The organism is Albibacterium sp. (assembly GCF_035514885.1).
Taxonomy (GTDB): domain Bacteria; phylum Bacteroidota; class Bacteroidia; order Sphingobacteriales; family Sphingobacteriaceae; genus Albibacterium.
The window spans coordinates 107,390-127,390 of sequence record NZ_DATJCH010000003.1 but is presented as its reverse complement, the minus strand read 5'-3'; the positions used below and the strand labels follow the sequence as shown (position 1 = coordinate 127,390).

Genomic DNA, 20,001 nt, shown 5'->3' with positions numbered 1-20,001 from the left:
ACAAAAGTATACTTTTTTACTTGTTAATTACCAATGATTTATAGAAAACGTATGTTTCATATGGTTTTATTCAAATTCTGATTTGAAAATCTGAATAACATCAATGATAGTTTGTTCTTCTAAATCTGTTCTTTTTATTAATTCATCCACATTTAATGCAAGTACGGATCGAGCTGTGTCAAGTCCTACACGTTTAAACTCGTCCAGTATCCAGCTTTCTATTTCATCTGAAAATTCTTCAATATCAACATCTTCATCGCTTTCGTCAGATTCACGGTATACGTCAATTTCATATCCCGTTAATTTGCCTGCTAGTTTAATATTATGTCCTCCACGACCAATAGCTAATGAAACCTGATCTGATTGTAGATATACTTCAGCACGTTTTTCCTCTTCGTCAAGTTTAATTGATGATATTTTAGCAGGGCTCAAGGCTCTGGTAATATATAGAGAGGTGTTGTTTGTGAAGTTAATAACATCAATGTTTTCATTGCGTAATTCACGAACAATACCATGAATACGTGAACCTTTCATACCTACACATGCACCTACCGGATCGATACGGTCATCATATGATTCTACAGCTACTTTGGCACGCTCGCCTGGCTCTCTAACAATCTTTTTGATTGTAATAAGGCCATCAAATATTTCAGGAACTTCCAGTTCGAATAATCGATGTAAAAATTCTGGTGCAGTTCTGGAAATTATAATTTTAGGAGAGGCATTCATCATATCCACCTTATGAACTACTGCACGGATGCTATCTCCTTTTTTGAAATAGTCGGCAGGTATCTGTTCAGTTTTCGGAAGTATTAATTCGTTGCCATCATCATCGAGTACCAACGTTTCCTTTTTCCAGATTTGATAGACTTCACCAGTTACTAATTCACCTACCCGGTCTTTATATTTCTTGAATATCTCATCCTTTTCAAGTTCCAGTACTTTAGATACTAAGGTTTGACGGGCAGCTAAAATTGCACGTCTACCAAAACTTTCCAAGGTAATTTCCTCAATAAAGTCGTCGCCAACTTCCAGATCAGCATCTACTTTTCTTGCTTCAGCCAATTCGATTTCTAAATCATCATCCTCAGAAAATTCATCTTCAACAACAACTCGTGTGCGCCATATTTCAAGGTCACCATTATCTGGATTTACAATCACGTCACAGTTTTCATCCGTACCGAAGCGTCTGCGAATCATGCTACGAAACACTTCTTCCAATACGCTGATCACGGTAGGGCGATCGATGTTTTTAAAGTCTTTAAACTCTTGAAATGAGTCTATCAGATTAATATTGCTCATTTTATTTAAATGAAATTAACACTTTTGTTTCTACTATATTATCGATATTAAAAAAGTTTTCCTGCTGAATAGCTTTCTTTCCTTTTTCTTTTATTGATTCATTAATCGTAATGCCTTCAGGAGTATAATTAAGTAATACCCCCTCATGCTTATCTCCATTGTTTAATTTAACACTTACCTCACGGCCAATGTTTTTCAGAAATTGCCGGTCAAGTACCAAGGGTGATTCTATTCCCGGAGATGATACTTCAATGTTATAAGCTGTATCTATTATATTTTCTTCTTCAAGATGAAAACCCACGTGTCTGCTTATGGCAGCGCAATCTTGAATGTTCAAGCCATTATCTCCATCAACTAAAATAGATAATTTTGCATTTGGAACATATTGAACGCTAACTAAAAATAAATCATCCCGATCTGAGATTTTCTCTCTCACCAGTTCGGCAACGTGTTTTTCTATATTCATTGTAAAAAGTTCTTTAAAAAAAAGAGGGAACGACATGTTCCCTCTTTCTCAAGAAGCACAAATATATGAAATTATTTTAGAATATAAAAAGTACTATCTTAATTAACTCTTTACGAAGGTATTATTGCTCAAACAGATTATATCACATTTGCTTTCGACGCATCAACAATCTTTTGATAATAGGCTTCATAATGTGGGAGAATTAAGCTTAATTCAAATTCTTTGGCACGCTTTAAAGCTGCTTTTTTAAATGTATTTAATCGATCACAGTCTTCTAAAATATAAAGTGAATTCTTTGCCATGTCGTCAATATCACCCACATTGCTCATGAACCCAGATACCCCGTTTACAATTAATTCTGGTATTCCACCAACATTGGTCGCAACAACAGGAACCTTACATGCCATTGCTTCAAGAGCCGCTAACCCGAAGCTTTCTGATTCAGATGGCATCAAAAATAAATCAGAAACGGATAGAATCTCTTCTACAGCATCTTGCTTACCTAAGAAACGCACATCGTCAACAATTCCTAATTCACGGCAAAGTTTCTCATTATTCGAACGTTCCGGACCATCACCAACCATGAGAAGTTTAGAAGGTGTAGTTTCCTTAATTTTTTTAAAGATATGAATTACATCCATTGTCCTTTTTACCTTGCGGAAGTTCGATGTATGAGTAATTACCCGCTCATCTCCGGGAGCAATAGCTTTCTTAAAATGTTCCCTAGGCTTAAGGCTGAATCTGGTTAAGTCAATAAAGTTAGGAATTACCTGGATATCCTTTTCTATGTTGAAATGGTTTAAGGTATCCTTTTTAAGATCTTCTGAAACGGCTGTAACTCCATCAGATTGATTTATTGAGAATGTGACAACTGGGTTGTAGCTTGGGTCACGACCAACAAGGGTAATATCTGTTCCGTGTAAAGTAGTAATAACAGGTATATCTATGTTATAGGTTTTCAAGATTTGCTTGGCCATATAAGCTGCTGAAGCATGAGGTATGGCATAGTGTACATGAAGCAGATCCAGTTTCTCAAATCGGACAACATCCACCAACTTGCTTGATAAAGCTAATTCGTAGGGTGGAAAATCGAATAAAGGATATTTAGAGATACTAACTTCGTGATAAAAAAGGTTGGCCGAGAAGAAATCTAATCGGGCGGGTTGGTTATAAGTTATAAAATGAACTTGATGTCCATGTGCAGCTAAAGCCTTGCCTAATTCTGTCGCAACGACACCGCTTCCGCCAAAAGTTGGGTAACAAACGATACCTATTTTCATTTGAATAATTCTAAATTTGATTTGATCCTAAATGGGCAATATGCTGTTTAGGATAAGAGTCAGCTAAGATAATTTTATTATTTCTAAGTTTGAATTATTTTTCATGAATTGCTTTATAAACGGCATCCTGTATTCGTGAGCGAATGTTTAATTTTGATAGGAAAGGACTTACACTTGGTTGGACACGATTTGACAAAAATATATAAATTAGTTGTTGTTCAGGATCCATCCAAATACAGGTACCAGTATAACCCGTATGTCCGAAAGTAAATGGCGAAGCAAACTCAGAAGGATATCCATTATCTATTGCTGGATCCCATCCGTCGAAGCCCAAGCCGCGCCGACTATTCTCCCCATATTTGCGTGTATATTTTTCAACCGTTTCTGGTTTAAAATAATCTTCATCTCCATACTGACCTTTGTTTAATAATAACTGACCAAAAATTGCTAAATCATTGGCGGTAGAGAAGAGTCCTGCATGCCCGGCAACACCTCCTGCCATGGCAGCTCCTTGGTCGTGAACATAACCTATTAATTGCGATTGTCTGAATGTTTTATCAAGCTCTGTGGGTACTATCCGAGATAACGGAAATTTTTTCCAAGGGTTATAGCCTGTGGAGTACATACCTAACTTTTTATAGAAATTTTGTTCTACATACTTATCAAGGGATTCTCTCGTAACAGTTTCTATTATACGTTGCATTATATACATGCTAATATCACTGTAGACATAATCTCCCGGAGGATTAACTCTTGAATTCAGCATCAATGGCCACATAACATCGTTAAAGTACCCCTTTCTTAAATAATAATGTTCTGAAACTTTTATTGGAAAAGCTGCAGAAGAGTCAGTACGATAGTCGTTGTTAGTTAAATCTCTATAAAATGGAATAAAAGGAATGAGTCCTGCTTGGTGCAGCATTAAATCTCTCAATTTTATATTTTCCTTGTTTGTTCCCTGAGCGTCTTTTAAATAATCGCCCACTGTTTTCTCTAAATCAATTTTACCTTCTTCTTCAAGATGCATTACCGCAAGGGTAGTCGCAGCAATCTTACTCACAGATGCTAGGTCAAAAATATCATCAACATTAGTAGGCTCATCTATATCGTAATAATGGTTGCCGTAAGCTTTATTGAAAATCACTTTATTGTCTTTAACAATCATAACCACGGCACCTGGGGCAGCCTTTTTGTCAATCATTTCTTTTGCAATAGCATCAATTTCTTTGGTGAGTTTTTTCCCATTTATTCCAACCCTTTCCGGCATGGCATAATTAAGCCGGCATTGCTGGGTTATAAAGCCATCGCCCAACTTAAAGTTAGAAGAAATGGAATCTTGCAAATGTCCTTCAGCAGCTAAACCTCCAAAAATAATCTCAGCGCTTATTCTCTGGGCATATCGGCTCGTATCTTTACTCCATATAATAGGAAATTCTAAATCATTAAGCTTGGCTAAGTTGTTTTCAGGTCCAGCAACTGTAATTATTAACTGCTTGTTTTTAGCGATATCCTTTATCTGTTCAATAAAGGGTTGATTCTGGAATAAAGAACTATCTGCGCGAATTATCAATGTATTGAAATTGTCTTTATCAATTAGTTCTTTGAACTGTCTCAGTTTTATGGAAGATACCAATGCATAGTTGCTTAACGTGCTGTCAAAAGAAGGGTTCCCGTTTATCGAAACAATTTTCCGCGTCTCTAAGTCTTTAAGCGGAATGATAGATTCAGAGTTGTTTAGCAATACAGTTGTAGCCTCTGTTCGATTCTGGCGGGTAATTACGTCTTCTGTTTTTTCTTGAGCACAAGCAGACATAGAAAATAGAAATAATAATATAGCTGAGAATACTGTAGACTTTGATAATAGCATTTCTAGAGAGTTAACTTGATCTAATATATGCAATATTATATTTTATTTAATCATGCAGGTCCCCAAGAGTCTTATAAATCAACGTTTATTAAGATATTTGCAATATGGATATTCTCCCTCGGAACGTTTCTGAATTTGTTACCGGATTGAAGATTCAGTTAAATTGTGACCTGGTAATAAAAGAGATTCATAATCGAACTTTTGAAATTGAAGTCTTGGGAAGTGATATCCTTATACTCTTTTATTTGGCAGGTGCCCCAAAAATAAAGTACGAAGATCGAGGATCTAATAAACTCCCTATCCACATTGATGAGGATATTTGGCTTACGAAGCCTGATTTGCTATTGAACAGAATTAAAGTATTAGTGGGAAAGGGTGAGCGAGTGTATGCACGCCAATGCATTGCTGCCCGTATTGATAAAAAGACAGCTTTAAGTTTCCAGAAAGAACATCATTTGCAAACTGAACTGCCCGGGAAGTACAGATATGGATTATTTTTTGAAGGGGAATTGGTAGCCATTATGGTTTTTAGTGGAGGGAGATTAATGAGGCATTCAGAAAATTATCGATCCTTTGAATGTTTGCGATTCTGTTCAAAACAGCGATTAATAATAATAGGAGGCTTCAGTAAGTTATTGAAAGCTTTTATTCTTGATTTTAATCCGAATGATATAATGACTTATGTAGATGCAGATTGGTCGAATGGCGATAAGTTCGAAAAATTAGGGTTTATAAAGATTATGGTCACGGAACCGCAGGTCTTTTTTGTGAATAAAGAGAATAATCAAAGAGAGCCAGCTAAAGAGAATGTGCTTAATAGCGATTCTTTCTATAAAATATTCAACTCAGGGAGTATTAAAATGATAAAATATCTTAATAGTAATTGAAAATAATTTACGATTAGGATTTATATATTTAGCTTTACCCTAAATTGAGGAATAATTAAATAACATTATGAAAAGAAAATTGAGAATGGGTATGCTTGGTGGTGGAACTGATGCTTTTATTGGCGCTGTACACCGTAGAGCTGCTTTCATGGATGGATTAGTTGAACTTGTATGTGGTGCATTCAGTGTTGACCCTAAAGTAAGTAAAGAATCCGGTGAAGCCCTTTTTGTAAATCCTGATCGAGTATATCTTACATATCAGGAAATGATTGAGAAAGAAAGCCAACTACCTGCAGATGTAAGAATGGATTTCTTAACAATCGTTACTCCTAACTTCATACATTTCGCCCCAGCCAAGATGGCTTTAGAAAATGGGTTTAATGTTGTCATTGAAAAGCCGATGACTTTTTCATTAGAAGAAGCCGTTGAATTAAAAGAAATTGTTGAAAAAACAGGTTTGACATTAGCACTAACGCATACTTATAGCGGCTACCCAATGGTTAAGCAGGCAAAAGCTATGGTAGCAAATGGAGAACTTGGAAAAATCAGGAAGGTAATTGTTGAATATCCTCAAGGATGGTTAAGCCGACTTTCAGAAAGAGAAGGAAATTCAGGTGCTGCTTGGAGAACTGACCCTAAAAAATCAGGTAAAAGTGGCGCAATGGGAGATATTGGTACTCACGTAGCTCATTTAGCTGAATATGTTACTGGTTTGAAGATATCTGAACTTAATGCTGATCTATCCATTGTTGTTGAAGGTAGAATGTTAGATGATGATGGAAACGTTTTATTGCGTTTTAACAACGGTGCCAATGGAGTGTTAATTGCTACACAAATTGCTGCTGGTGAGGAAAATGCAATCTCAATGCGTATTTATGGAGAAAAAGGTGGCTTGGAATGGAATCAACAAGAACCTAATAGTTTATTCGTTAAATTATTAGATCGCCCAGTACAAGTATACCGCCCGGGTAATGCTTATAAAGAGCCCTATACCTTAAGTAGTTTCGCTACACATAATACTCGTATACCTGCTGGTCACCCAGAAGGACTTTTAGAGGCTTTTGCCAATATCTATCGTAACTTCATCTTGACTGTTTCTGCCAAATTGAATGGCGAAACTCCAACCGCAGAAATGCTTGATTTTCCACAAGTTGATGAAGGTGTGAGAGGGATGGCTTTTGTTGATAAAGTAGTTGAAAGCAACAGCAGTAACGAAAAGTGGATTAAAGTAGATTAATTAGCTGATTCAATTTAATTGGGAGCCTGGTAGAGATATCTGCCAGGCTCATATTATTTTAGCAGATTGGAAGAGAAACTTGATTTAATATGTATACTGGGCCCAACAGCCTCCGGTAAAACGGCATTGGCTGTTGCTTTGGCTAAAAAGCTGAACGGTGAGATTATTAGTGCAGATTCTCGTCAGGTCTATCGTGGTATGGATATTGGCACAGGTAAGGATTTAGAAGAATATAGCAATGTTCCTTATCATTTAATAGATATCCTCGATGCGGGCGAAATATATGGGGTGGGTCAATTTCAGAAAGATTTTAACAGAGTACTTCGTGAAATAAAGAGCCGTAACCGAATACCTATTTTATGTGGTGGAACTGGCCTTTATATTCAAGCAGTTCTTCAGAACTTTTCCCATACTTATATACCCAGAGATTTTGCATTGCGTGATTCATTAATCCATAGAGAATATGCTGAACTAAAACAACTGTTTGAAGGCTTGCCAAAAGCTCAGTCTTTTAATGCAGATACGAGTACACATAAACGTCTGATAAGAGCTATCGAAATTGCAAAGTGGCTAGAAAACAACGAGTTGATCGAAGAGGCGAATCTATCGATAGAGCCCATTATTTTTGGAATAAATTTAGATTTAAATACCCGACGGCAAAACATCAGTAAAAGATTACGTGAACGTTTTGATAAAGGTCTTATTGAAGAGGTTCAGCAACTTTTGGATAAAGGTATTTCTGCAGATATGCTGATCTTTTATGGTTTGGAATATAAAATAATCACACAGCATCTTCAAGGTGATTATTCACTCGAAGAGTGTTTTTCTAAGTTAGAGATAGCAATTCATCAATTTGCAAAGAGACAGATGACCTACTTTCGAAAAATGGAAAAAGATGGCTTGGAAATTCACTGGATAAATCAAAACTCATTAACTGAACGGTTAGATTTTATTACCAAATTCGTACCTTAGCGTCGTATGTCTGATATAATAAGCCTGCTACCTGATTCAGTGGCAAACCAGATAGCTGCAGGAGAAGTAGTACAGAGACCAGCTTCTGCAGTGAAGGAATTATTGGAGAATTCTATTGATGCAGGAGCAGACAAGATCCAATTAATAATTAAAGATGCCGGAAAGTCATTAATCCAAGTAATCGATAATGGCTGTGGGATGAGTGTAACCGATGCGCGACTTTGTTTTGAACGCCATGCTACCTCTAAGATAAAGTTAGCCGAAGATCTTTTTGCTATTCGAACAATGGGCTTCCGGGGTGAAGCCATGGCTTCAATTGCCGCAATTGCCCAAGTAGAGTTAAAAACGAGAAGGCATGAAGATGAGCTTGGCACCTGCATTCAAGTAGAAGGTTCCAAGGTTGTTAACCAAGAGCCCACTGCTGCTGCTGCCGGAACAAGTATTAGAATAAAGAATCTATTTTATAATATTCCGGCAAGAAGGAATTTTCTTAAAAGTAATTCAGTAGAATTAAAACATATTGTTGATGAGTTTCAACGCCTGGCATTAGCTAATCCCAGCATTTTCTTCAGTCTTCATCATGATGAAAATGAATTGTTTCACTTACCTGCATCGGGCTTAAAGCAACGGATTATTCATGTATTTGGTAACAGTTATAACCAACGCTTAGTACCCGTAGAAGAAGAAACCTCCATCATCAATTTAAAAGGTTTTGTAGGAAAACCCGAGTTTGCGAAGAAAACACGTGGAGAGCAATATTTCTTCGTTAATAAACGATTTATTAAAGACCCTTACCTTAATCATGCCGTGATGGGAGCTTATAGTGAATTGCTGTCAGCAGACAGCTATCCATTGTATGTTCTGTTTATTGATATCGATCCTTCTAAAATAGATATCAACGTTCACCCTACAAAGACAGAAATAAAATATCAGGACGATCGGTCTATTTATGCAATTGTGCGTTCGGCAGTAAAGCGATCCTTAGGTAAATATAATATTACTCCTTCATTGGATTTTAATCAAGAAACGGGCTTTAATCAAATGATAAGTCCAAAGCCCATGAATGAGATCGTGGCACCTTCAATTAATTTCAACCCTAAATTTAATCCTTTTGATGGAGGAAAAACCAAACAGGGAACAAGTAGCTCAGAAGGAAAGCCATCTTTTAAAAATCCAATGAACAATAATTGGGAAACTTTATATGAGATATCTGAAAAAGCTGAAGTAAGCCAACTTCATTTACATAATGAGGAAAATATAAAGAACACTTTTTCTTCCGAAAAGCAAATATTTCAGTTGCATAACTGTTTAATCATTTCACAAATAAAATCCGGTTTTATTGTTGTTGAGCAGCAATCTGCTCATGAAAGAGTACTTTATGAGCGATTTATTCAACAGCTTGAAAATCGCAAAGGCGCAAGCCAACAAAGCTTGTTTCCTCAAACTGTAACGTTAAGTACGTCAGATTTTGAATTAATACAAGATTTGTTACCTCAAATTGAAATCTTAGGGTTCCAGGTTCGGCCTTTTGGTAAAACATCGTTGATTATTGAAGGTATTCCTGCAGATATCGGACCTGGTTTAAGCGAAACACAGGTGATTGAAAAGCTGTTAGAAACCTATAAAAATTATCAAGCTGTTGATCGTCTTTCTAAACGTGAAAGCTTGGCGCGTAGTTTGGCTAGAAATGCAGCAATCAAAAGTGGCACCTCGCTTAGTAAAGAAGCAATGGGAGACTTGATGGATCAATTGTTTGCTTGTGAAAGTCCCAATGTTTCTTTAAGTGGTAAACCTATAATTATTACCTTTACGCTCAAAGAACTATTTGAAAAGTTTGGAAAATTAAATTAGACATTGAAATGTTTACAAACCTAATGACCCCAGTAGTTAAGAATCTGTTAATATTTAATATTATCGGATTTGTTGGCTCAATGATTTTCACACAAGCCAATATGCTATTTGGAGTTTATTATCCGGATTCGGTTATGTTCCATAGCTGGCAAGTGATAACCTATATGTTTATGCATGGAGGTTTTGCACATATCTTTTTTAACATGTTTGCGTTGTTTATGTTCGGGCCTGTTATTGAGCGAATTCTCGGACCAAAAAAGTTTATCAACTTCTATTTAATTACCGGACTTGGAGCTCTGGCATTGCAGTTTTTTGTTCAGGGAATTGAAATATATCAATTAGTAGGAACACCTTTTGCAAAAGATCTTTTCGAATTCGACCGGTCAACAGGAATGATCTCCAGCAACTTTCCAGGACTAACCGAAGATGGTCTTCGCTCGTTGGCTGTAACTTATAATACACCCATGGTTGGTGCCTCGGGAGCAATATTTGGAGTATTAGTAGCTTTTGGATATCTTTTTCCAAACACTTCACTCTATTTGATGTTTATCCCAGTACCTGTAAAGGCAAAGTACTTTATTCCAGTTTACATATTAATTGAATTATTTTTAGGTTTCTCTCGTTTTGCAGGTGACTCGGTTGCCCATTTCGCCCATTTAGGAGGAGCTTTATTTGGATTCATACTTTTAAAAATATGGCGAATTGGGAGGCCCGAACCTTGGTAAAGGACGATTACTTTATTTGTATTTTGCCCAAACGATTTGTAATTTCAAACTATAAATAGAAATTTTAATGAGAGGCTCAATTATAAGTGATCTTAAGTATAAAGTGTTCAAATCAGGAAATCCACTTTATCAATTTATTGCAATCAATGTAGGCGTTTTCTTATTGCTTAACTTATTGTATGTAATAGAGTTTCTTTTTGGGCAGGCAGGTTTCGTAAGTGAGTTTCTGCAAAATCAATTAATGATGCCGGCAAGTTTCGCAGCCTTTGCAATGAAACCCTGGACGATTGTTACCTACATGTTTACGCAACGAGAGTTCTTCCATATTTTATTTAATATGTTATGGCTCTTCTGGTTGGGTCAAATATTTCTTGATTTTTTAAATAGACGGCAATTTGTCTTTAACTACTTAGCAGGTGGTTTAATGGGTGGAATAACATTTATTTTATTGTATAACTTTCTTCCGGTATTTAAGAGTGACGCACAAATCAGCGTTTTGTTAGGTTCATCAGCCGCGGTGAGTGCTATTGTCGTAGGAACTGCAACTTTATTGCCTGATTATGCAATAAGAATGTTGTTTTTTGGAAATGTTAAATTAAAATACTTAGCAGCCGTTTTCATTATTTTAGATTTAATTGGTATAGCCGGCACAAATCCTGGTGGAAGCCTTTCACATTTAGGCGGAGCACTTTTTGGTTATTTATATATTAGCCAGCTACAAAAAGGAAACGACTGGAGTAAGATTTTTGTTAAAAGTAAAAAGAAGCCCAAGTTAAAAGTTGTTAAAAACGAGAAGCCTGTAATGTCATCCCGTCATATTCCGAACCAGGAATATATTGATACCATTCTTGATAAGATCTCCCAATCAGGTTATGAAAATTTAACGAAAGAAGAAAAGGCCGCCCTGTTTAAAGCAAGTAAACAAGATCAAAGTTAGAAAGATAGAGATGCGGTCCAGGAGAAAACCATTGGGATTTACAAGTAAGATTATATTGGTACTTAATGGTATAGCTGTAATCCTTTTATTGTTTAGCTATCTCGCTCCATTGGTTAAACCGCAGATATTCTGGCCCGTAGCATTCTTAGGAATCGCTTACCCGATTCTATTTGCTGTCAATGTATTGTTTATTGTGTTTTGGCTGTTTAGAAAATTCTCATATGCTTTCATCTCATTAATTGCTATTGGAATAGGATGGACAGCCATACAAAAGAATTTTGGGTTTAATTCCTCCGTTGTTATAGATAGTTCTGAACGCGATACCAGTACCGTTCGGATAATGAGCTATAATGTAAGAATGTTTCATGATGACAATGGAAAAGACGCCAAAAATCAAGGTGAAATTTTAGAACTGATTAAAAAGGTATCTCCCGATGTGCTCTGCATTCAAGAATTTTATTCAAGAACCAAGGGTGTAAATAACGTGAGAAAACGGTATATGGAAGAGCTGGGACTAAATTTCTCTTATTTTATTCCATCTGCCCGAAACGATTATGATGCTTATGGAATAGCCATCTTTTCAAGATATCCCATCACAGACTCCGGCAATGTGGATATTAACACTGAAACAGGTATTGTAAATAAAATAGTATACAGCGATATTAATAAACGGGGGAAAAACTTCCGGATATATAATGTCCATCTTCAATCGGTAGGCTTTAAACAAGAAGATTACGATTTTATAAAGAATGATATTCCGATTGCAAACGTTGATGTAAAATCAACCAAACGGATAGGAAGCCGACTAAAGTCAGCATACATTAAACGCAATAAGCAAATTGATTCTTTATACTCTCATACAAAAAATGCAAAAATACCTTATATAGTGGCCGGCGACTTCAATGACACTCCACTTTCATACTCTGTAAATAAGCTGTCTCAAGACATGCAGAATGCGTTTGTTGAAAAGGGGAGAGGCTTCGGAGTAACTTATAATGGCGCATTCCCTAATTTTCAGATTGATTATATTCTGGCTAGCAAAGAGTTTGATATTCAAAACTTTCAAATCATTTCTGAAAAGCTTTCTGATCATTACCCTATTTGGAGTGATTTACACTTATAGCCTATTAATTACACAAATCCAAAATAGAATCTCAAATCTCTTTAGTAAATTCGCAGCATGAAAGATTCACTTGTAGTTTATAATACAGTTAATCGAAATAAAGAGAAGTTTGAGCCTTTAAACAGCCCGTTTGTTGGTATGTATGTGTGCGGTCCAACCGTTTATAGTGATGTCCACTTGGGGAACTGCCGTACTTTTGTTTCTTTTGATTTAATATTCCGTTATCTGCTTCATTTAGGTTATAAGGTAAGGTATGTGAGAAATATCACCGATGCCGGACATTTAGAAGGTGATAGGGATGAGGGAGATGATAAATTCTCTAAAAAAGCTCGTTTAGAACAGGTGGAACCAATGGAGATTGTCCAAAAATATACGATTGGTTTTCATGAAGTACTAACACTTTTTAATACGCTTCCTCCTTCAATTGAACCTACTGCAACCGGTCATATATCTGAACAGATTGAAATGATCAAGGAAATCATTGATAATGGCTTTGCCTATGTCGTTAACGGGACAGTTTATTTCGATGTTGAAAAATATAGTAAAGAGAATAACTATACCCTATTAACCAATAGGAATTTAGAGGATATGCTTAATAACACAAGAGAGCTTGGTGGTCAGGATGAAAAGCGTGGCCGCTTAGATTTTGCGTTATGGATCCAAGCAAAGCCTGAGCATATTATGCGTTGGCCTTCTCCATGGGGAGTAGGTTTTCCCGGATGGCATATTGAATGCTCTGCAATGAGTAATAAGTATTTAGGAGCTCAGTTTGACATTCACGGTGGAGGCCTGGACTTGGCTGCTACGCATCATACAAATGAGATCGCTCAATCGCAAGCGTGTAATCATACCAATCCGGCAAAGTATTGGATGCATACCAACATGCTTACAGTAAACGGCGTCCGTATGTCTAAATCTGCAGGTAATGGCTTCTTGCCTCATGAGTTATTTACAGGTAAACATCCATTACTTAAGAAAGGTTATACGCCGATGTCTATCCGTTTCTTTATGTTGCAAGCCCATTATAGAAGCACATTAGATTTTTCTAATGATGCCCTTGATGCTGCTGAAAAAGGATTTAAGAGATTGATTAATGCAATGGTGTTGCTAAAAGACCTTAATCCATCCGATCGTGAGAATGATATTAATATTCAGGAATTAGAAGATCGTTGTTATGCAGCTATGAATGATGACTTCAATAGTCCGGTTCTAATTGCCGAGTTGTTTGAAGGGGTTCGTATTATTAATGGCGCCTACGATGAAAAGGTATTTTTAAATCAAAAGCAAATAAACCAATTGAAATCACTAATGGAACAGTTTGTTTATGATGTTTTGGGTTTAAAAGACGATGTCTTAAAGACGGATGAGGATTTTGAGAAAGTAATGGATATCGTTGTTGAATTACGTAATGAAGCTAAAGCAAACAAGGACTATGTAAGTTCGGATAAGATCAGAGACAGCTTGCAAAAAATTGGAATTCAGCTAAAGGATAATAAACATCAAACCCTCTGGTTAAAAAATTAGAAAACATAAACTCAACATATGCATTGTGCCATTAAATGGATCATTCCAATATCGTTTCTTGCTTTTCCCCATTTTGTTGTAGCTCAGTCAAATAATATGGTAGGTCAAATTGTGGCTGCCGATATCTATGATTCAGAGCTGAGCGTTAATAAAGGTAGTTTAGAAGGCCTTAGGAATTCCTTAGATAGAAATTCCATCTATTTTAAACCGGCACCTGAACCTGCCTTTGATTATTTCAGAACGCGTCCCAATATCCCCGATTCTATAAGCTGGCACCCTGTATTGGCAAAGATTGCTAAGAGTAATGAATGGGGTTTTACAACCGGTCCTATAAATTGGCAGAATGAAGGTTTCGGAAAGAAATATGGAGAATATCTAACCGTATGGAAAAGAGACAGACGAGGTAAATGGAAGATAGCTTTAAGGGCTGAGATTGAGCATCCTAATCCTTCTAAAGAGGAAAGTATCAAGTTTGTTAACCCTGCTAATGAAAAGTATTTTAAGCAGCACTCAGATGTGAGACTTGATCAACGGGAGGACATTGTCCGCAGTACTGACCGTCTGATGGGTACGATTCTCATGGCTGATAATGCTGTTGCATACAAGGAGTTTTTAGGTGATAATGCAAGAATGTTATTTGCAGGCTATGCGCCTCAAATAGGAAAGGAGAACATTTTTAATTTCCTAAAAACAAACAAAATTGAAATTAAGACGGAAAATATTGAGGTCGATAGGTCTTATAGTGGAGAATTAGCTTACTCTTATGGCAGTGCTAAAGTTATCAAGAACAATCGCGTTGAAAATTTTTATTATATCCGCATTTGGGAATTAAATGATGACTTTAAGTGGAATGTAATTGTAGAAATGTTATTTGAGAAATAGCTTGCCAAAAGCTATTTCTCAAATAACTATAACCATACCTTTAATACATCACAGTCTTGATATTCTTGATCGATTCTGATGTAGGTTGATTTCTTTCTTTTATCAAACCATTCTGATACTACTTTATTCATTTTCTCTTCTAAAGCAGCTTCTTTAATTTTGGCGAAGTCATCGTTAAAACTTGCTTGGTGAGGCGGGGTACGTGATTTCAAATAAACCAAACGATAAGCACTTTTACCATCCGGACCTGTAAAGCGGCTTGGTCTGGAATATTCGCCAGGCTGTAAAGTGTCGATAGCAGTAAATATACCTGCATCAAGTTGATCTACCGGAATGTAAGTAGTTCTTGTTTGAACATTCTGAGCATTAAGGATCATTCCGCCATTATACTTTGTTTCTTTATCGTCTGAATAAATAGTAGCCGCATTATAGAAGTCCAATCTCTTGGCATTTATCTCAGTATATACGCTATCCGCCAATTCCTTGGCACGTGTTAAACTAGCCTCGGTTGGAATAATTGAGAAAAGTATATGCCTAACTCTTACTTGTTCTCCTCGGCGTTCTAACACCTGAAGAAAGTGATATCCGAAATCTGTTTCAAAGACTTTTGATATTTCACCTGCCTTTAGCTTAAAGGCAACCGCTGAAAATTCCTTCACATACGAGTCACGGTCAGCAAACGGCATTTCACCACCATCAGGAGCAGATCCCGGGTCTTGTGAATATAAGCGTGCCATCGTTGCGAAATCTTTACCACCAATTATTTCCTGGCGCAATTGTTCTGCCCGGTCGTAAAAAGGTTTTTTCTCAGCTTCCGTAAGCTTTGGCTGAAATACAATTTCGCCAATCTCTACCTCGGTATTGAAGTTTGGAAGGCTGTCGGCAGGAATATTCTCAAAATAGCGTTTAACTTCGTTCGGAGTAACATCAACATCCTCAGTGATAGATCGCTGCATTTTGTTAGCAATCAGCATTTCACGAATCGTCGGACGCATTTCCTCTTTATATTGAAGTAAAGATCTGTTTAGAAATTCTTCTAATTTTTCTTGTCCACCTGCTTGATTCGACATATACCGTAAACGATTGTTTATATTGTCGTCTACTTCGTCTTCAGTAACACTGATTGAATCGATCGCTGCTTGTTGTGCAAGAAGTTTTTGAGTTAAGAGCTGATGTAAGATGAGACATTTCGCAGAAACATCCGTCGGACTTCCCTGAGCTATATATTGATTTTCAATTTCTGATTTTAAAATAATACTATTGCCAACTACTGCAACTACCTTATCAAGTTGTTGACTTTTTGCAGAATAGCTAAACGCAACGAGGAATAATATGATTAAACTAAAATACTTCTTCATTTATAATATGTATCTATTTTTAAAGATTTGCTAAGTTAGGTATTTATCGTAGATTGACTTTGCTTTTAACGATTTTTAACATTAATTATACGGTTTAAATGAAGCTTTATTTACCTTTGAAGCCATGAGTCCCTTGAATACCTCCAATCCTTTAGCTCTCCAGGTCCTGATGTCAGAGACCATCTTCGATATAGATTTTCCAATCCCTTCGATTGATGATGCCGTGGTAGAAATTCTCCCCGAAAAAAAGGAGGAGGAATTCGTGTTTAAAACTTATGGAGGCAATAATAAGAATATTCTTTTTGTAATTTCAGATAATGCCAATGAATTTCTTTCGCCAGAAGCGGAAATTGCGTTTATGAAGATATTGCGAGCCTTAAAATTAACATTGGAAGACATTGTCATTGTTAATCATAAAGAACCTCAGGTTAATTTGACATTCGAGAAGATTAGAGAAAAATTACAACCGGCAAATTGCATCTTTCTAGGTGCTGATCCTCAGCTATTAGGATTAGAGGTCTGCGCAGAGAATATATTAAAAACAGAAAATAATATCCAGTTTCTATACAGCTATAGCTTTGAAGAGATGCTGCGAGATACAGAAAAGAAACGCTTGTTCTGGGATGCAATAAAACTGATGAACCTATAAATATGAAAGAGATTGTTTTTGCAACCAATAATAAGCATAAATTAGAAGAAGTAAATGCGATGCTGGATGACCATATTATTCTAAAAAGTTTAGATGATATCGGCTGTACAGTTGATATTCCTGAAACAGGAGATACCTTTGAATTAAATGCCAGCCAAAAGAGCCATTATATCAAAGAACATTATCAGTTAGATTGCTTTGCAGATGATTCAGGATTGATGGTTGAAGCATTGAACAATGAACCGGGTGTATTCTCCGCACGTTATTCAGGATCGAGAGACATGGAAAAGAATATCGATCTGCTTTTGAATAATTTAAAAGGTAAAACTAATCGGAAAGCAGCCTTTATAACTGTAATATCCTTGTTGTTGGGTGATAAAGAATACTTTTTTGAGGGTAGGATTGATGGTACTATCAGTATGGAAAGGATGGGAGATAATGGATTCGGATATGACCCGATATTCATTCCGACAGGTTATTCGAAATCCTTTGCACAAATGGATGCCTCAGAAAAAAACAACATCAGCCATCGTGCTATTGCGGTTCAGAAGCTGGCACAGTTTCTTCAGGCTCTTCAGGCTTAAGAGTATCAGAGGCAGAAGCCGCTTCGCTGGGTAATGCCGCAGCAGTATCATCTTCGGTAGTAGTTTTTTCTTTAGTAACCGGAAGCTCTTTCGTATCCTTCACTTCGGGAACATCCTTTGCTTCGGGATCGCCTGATGGAATTATTTCTTCTTTTGATTTCGGTCGCAATTCGGGTTTCCATATAAAGCCTTCCAGTATATCTTGTCCCGAAGGAACAGAAGATATAGGATAGTAAACATTCTCTGCCTTTCGAATTGAAATCACATCGGTCATTTTATTATCTTCGAACTTGATCTTAATCCGGCTGCTGATACTTCGCAGCATACCTGTATACTTTTCCTTTTCGACCGTAAAGTAAATGCTTTCTGCATTTCCATCAACATAAATTCGATCAAGTTTATTGTCTTTGAAATAACCGGTTATCTTTCGACCTTTTACCTGATTAAATTTACTGGAATCGAGTTGTGTATTGACCATAAATGCATTCCGGTCAAAAAGAACGTTTTTCATTTTCTGATCCTTCAAAAGCATATAAATCGTGTCGGCAGAAAGCTGCGATCCTTGTGACCAAATAATTGGTTTCCCATAACAACGAATAATAGAGTCTGCATAACCATAATAGGCTGAATCGGCAATTGCCTGCAAATCCGATTTGAAAATTTTAACATTATGGTAAGCCTTTACAATTCGCGTTTCACCTGTATCTACTCTCAAAGAGTCCGTTTTAGCCTGTAGTGCAACTTTCGTTGCTTCATTGAGCAAACTGTCGGCAGCTCCCTTTACGGGTGATACAAATGTTGAATCAACAGCGAATTCCCCAACATTTAGCGAATCCAGGCTATCAATACTATTCAAACTATCAAGAGCAACGGCTTTCGTTATTGCTTTTGGAAGGTCTTTTGCTAAGCTATCAATAGGAATATCAGCAGAATCAAGAGTTTTAGCTGCCAAAGAATCAACTGTATCTATTGTTAAAGAGTCGGTTTTTACCTTCAAAGAATCGGTTGTCGTTATTGCTAAAGAATCCGCACTACTTAAAGAATCCGTACTTAAAGAGTCAGTTTGTAGCAGTGCCCCTCGACTAATTATATTATTCCGGACAGATGTATCTGGGGGAAGATTCATTGATTCGTCCGGTTCATCCAGATTATCATTTTCCTTCCCCAATTTTAACTTTAGGTGAATAAAATCACGAAGGGGTATGACTTGAGAAATAAGAGTATCAGCCGTCATAAAGGTAGAATCTCTTTTTGTTTCCGGCTTGGTAGATAAGCTATCTATTGCAGCATCGTTAACCACCATTTGAGTGGTGTCACTTAAAGTGGATGTAGTATCGCTTAATGTAGATGTTGTATTGTTTAATGTTGATGTAGAATCATTTGAATTGGAGGTGGAGTCCTCGGTCGCTAAAACAATATAAGCATTTTGAGTAACGACCGTAGTTTGCGTAGCCTTTGTATATACACCCAATTGTCCACGCATAACAATCTTTTGAGCAGTATCTATAAATAGAACATTCCTTACCGCACGGCCATTTCCTAAGATCCCATCATAATATAAACTATCACCTCGAAGGAATTTACTCCCTTCAGTATATAAATTGTTTTTTCCAAACTTTGCCTGATCGGTTTCAGTATTATAATCACCATTTTCGGTATATAGATTTCCACTTCCACCTTTAATGTTTGTAGGCCCGTAAAAGTAAGCTACTTTAGAATTGGAGTTATAACGCATGGTATCCGTATTGATAATAGCGTCCTTACTTCTAACCACTACATTCTCCCGGAAATAAGCATCCTGCGTATTCTCGAAATAATAGCCATGCGTACTATCGAGTGTATCGGTGCCGTTAATGATCTTTCCACCCCCATGATAAGAACCAATCTTTGATTTCATATTATAGGTTAGGTAATTTGTGGTTAATGTAGCCCCCCGGTCTACTAATCGAACATTTCCTGTTAACAATGCTTGTTGGGTGCTTTCCGTATAATGGAGCTTGTCGGCATAAACAACCGTGCCATTCGGTTGGGTAATAACCACATGGCCAAAGGCATCAAAAAAATTATCTCCTTCGTTGAAATCAGAACTATCGGCGGCTAACGTACTTCCTTCATGAGCAAAAACAGGATGATACCACCGGTAAGAGCCACGCTTCTGGTCATAGGTTACTTTTGTATTGGATACTACAGTAATAGTTTGCTGAGCCAATAGTAAAGTAGGAAACAATAAAATAACTAAAAAGAAGATTATTTTTTTCACCGCTTCAAAAATACGTTTTTGCTTTAACCAAAATCATAATAAAATAAAAATGTCATTTTAGGAAGCGCAAATGTGCTGCCAAAGATAATTTCCATAA

The 20,001-nt window shown here is 36.7% G+C and carries 17 protein-coding genes; 11 read left to right on the top strand and 6 right to left on the bottom strand.

All coding sequences use genetic code 11. The features are described 5' to 3' along the window. Nucleotides 1-66: 66 nt before the first annotated feature. The 4 genes from nusA to VL047_RS00620 form a co-directional block, all read right to left on the bottom strand. Nucleotides 67-1,302 carry a transcription termination factor NusA gene (gene nusA, locus VL047_RS00635; RefSeq protein WP_325357456.1) on the bottom strand — a complete coding sequence of 412 codons (1,236 nt, stop codon included), beginning with the start codon at nt 1,300-1,302 and terminating at the stop codon, nt 67-69. Nucleotide 1,303: 1 nt separating this feature from the next. Next, nucleotides 1,304-1,768, bottom strand: coding sequence for a ribosome assembly cofactor RimP (gene rimP, locus VL047_RS00630; RefSeq protein WP_325357454.1), 465 nt, complete (start codon nt 1,766-1,768; stop codon nt 1,304-1,306). Nucleotides 1,769-1,905: 137 nt separating this feature from the next. Next, the gene (bshA, locus tag VL047_RS00625) at nt 1,906-3,048 is read right to left on the bottom strand and encodes an N-acetyl-alpha-D-glucosaminyl L-malate synthase BshA (protein ID WP_325357452.1); all 1,143 of its coding nucleotides are present in this window, start codon (nt 3,046-3,048) and stop codon (nt 1,906-1,908) included. A 94-nt stretch (nt 3,049-3,142) separates the two neighbouring features. After that, nucleotides 3,143-4,915: a serine hydrolase domain-containing protein gene (locus VL047_RS00620; protein WP_325357450.1), complete on the bottom strand. Its 1,773-nt coding sequence runs from the start codon at nt 4,913-4,915 to the stop codon at nt 3,143-3,145. 104 nt (nt 4,916-5,019) lie between these two features. On the opposite strand from VL047_RS00620, the gene VL047_RS00615 reads away from it, so the two are divergent. The 9 genes from VL047_RS00615 (at nt 5,020) to VL047_RS00575 (ending at nt 15,053) form a co-directional block, all read left to right on the top strand. Then, entirely contained in the window at nt 5,020-5,802 is a 783-nt protein-coding gene (locus VL047_RS00615; protein WP_325357448.1) for a hypothetical protein, read from the top strand. A 67-nt stretch (nt 5,803-5,869) separates the two neighbouring features. After that, on the top strand, nt 5,870-7,039 hold the full coding sequence (locus VL047_RS00610; RefSeq protein ID WP_325357447.1) for a Gfo/Idh/MocA family oxidoreductase: 1,170 nt from the start codon (nt 5,870-5,872) through the stop codon (nt 7,037-7,039). Nucleotides 7,040-7,105: 66 nt separating this feature from the next. After that, entirely contained in the window at nt 7,106-8,011 is a 906-nt protein-coding gene (gene miaA, locus VL047_RS00605; protein WP_325357446.1) for a tRNA (adenosine(37)-N6)-dimethylallyltransferase MiaA, read from the top strand. Between the two features lie 6 nt (nt 8,012-8,017). Continuing rightward, nucleotides 8,018-9,862, top strand: a complete 1,845-nt coding sequence (mutL, locus tag VL047_RS00600; protein WP_325357445.1) for a DNA mismatch repair endonuclease MutL — start codon at nt 8,018-8,020, stop codon at nt 9,860-9,862. 8 nt (nt 9,863-9,870) lie between these two features. Beyond that, on the top strand, nt 9,871-10,587 hold the full coding sequence (locus tag VL047_RS00595) for a rhomboid family intramembrane serine protease (RefSeq protein WP_325357444.1): 717 nt from the start codon (nt 9,871-9,873) through the stop codon (nt 10,585-10,587). 67 nt (nt 10,588-10,654) lie between these two features. Continuing rightward, entirely contained in the window at nt 10,655-11,524 is an 870-nt protein-coding gene (locus VL047_RS00590) for a rhomboid family intramembrane serine protease (protein WP_325357442.1), read from the top strand. A gap of 10 nt (nt 11,525-11,534) precedes the next feature. Next, nucleotides 11,535-12,647, top strand: a complete 1,113-nt coding sequence (locus tag VL047_RS00585) for an endonuclease/exonuclease/phosphatase family protein (protein WP_325357440.1) — start codon at nt 11,535-11,537, stop codon at nt 12,645-12,647. A gap of 57 nt (nt 12,648-12,704) precedes the next feature. Continuing rightward, a complete protein-coding gene (gene cysS, locus VL047_RS00580) occupies nt 12,705-14,171 on the top strand; it encodes a cysteine--tRNA ligase (RefSeq protein ID WP_325357438.1) in 1,467 nt (488 codons plus the stop codon). A gap of 18 nt (nt 14,172-14,189) precedes the next feature. Continuing rightward, entirely contained in the window at nt 14,190-15,053 is an 864-nt protein-coding gene (locus VL047_RS00575) for a DUF4440 domain-containing protein (protein WP_325357436.1), read from the top strand. A 26-nt stretch (nt 15,054-15,079) separates the two neighbouring features. Here VL047_RS00575 and VL047_RS00570 read toward each other — a convergent pair whose 3' ends face one another. Next, on the bottom strand, nt 15,080-16,411 hold the full coding sequence (locus VL047_RS00570; RefSeq protein ID WP_325357434.1) for a peptidylprolyl isomerase: 1,332 nt from the start codon (nt 16,409-16,411) through the stop codon (nt 15,080-15,082). Nucleotides 16,412-16,535: 124 nt separating this feature from the next. Between VL047_RS00570 and VL047_RS00565 the strand changes: the two genes are divergently transcribed. After that, nucleotides 16,536-17,060, top strand: coding sequence for a hypothetical protein (locus VL047_RS00565; RefSeq protein WP_325357432.1), 525 nt, complete (start codon nt 16,536-16,538; stop codon nt 17,058-17,060). 2 nt (nt 17,061-17,062) lie between these two features. Further along, nucleotides 17,063-17,644 (top strand): non-canonical purine NTP diphosphatase, encoded by a 582-nt coding sequence (locus tag VL047_RS00560; RefSeq protein WP_325357430.1) that lies wholly within the window; start codon nt 17,063-17,065, stop codon nt 17,642-17,644. On the opposite strand, the gene VL047_RS00555 is transcribed toward VL047_RS00560, so the two are convergent. After that, a complete protein-coding gene (locus VL047_RS00555) occupies nt 17,595-19,904 on the bottom strand; it encodes an OstA-like protein (protein WP_325357428.1) in 2,310 nt (769 codons plus the stop codon). The genes VL047_RS00560 and VL047_RS00555 overlap by 50 nt on opposite strands. Between the last annotated feature and the right edge of the window lie 97 nt (nt 19,905-20,001).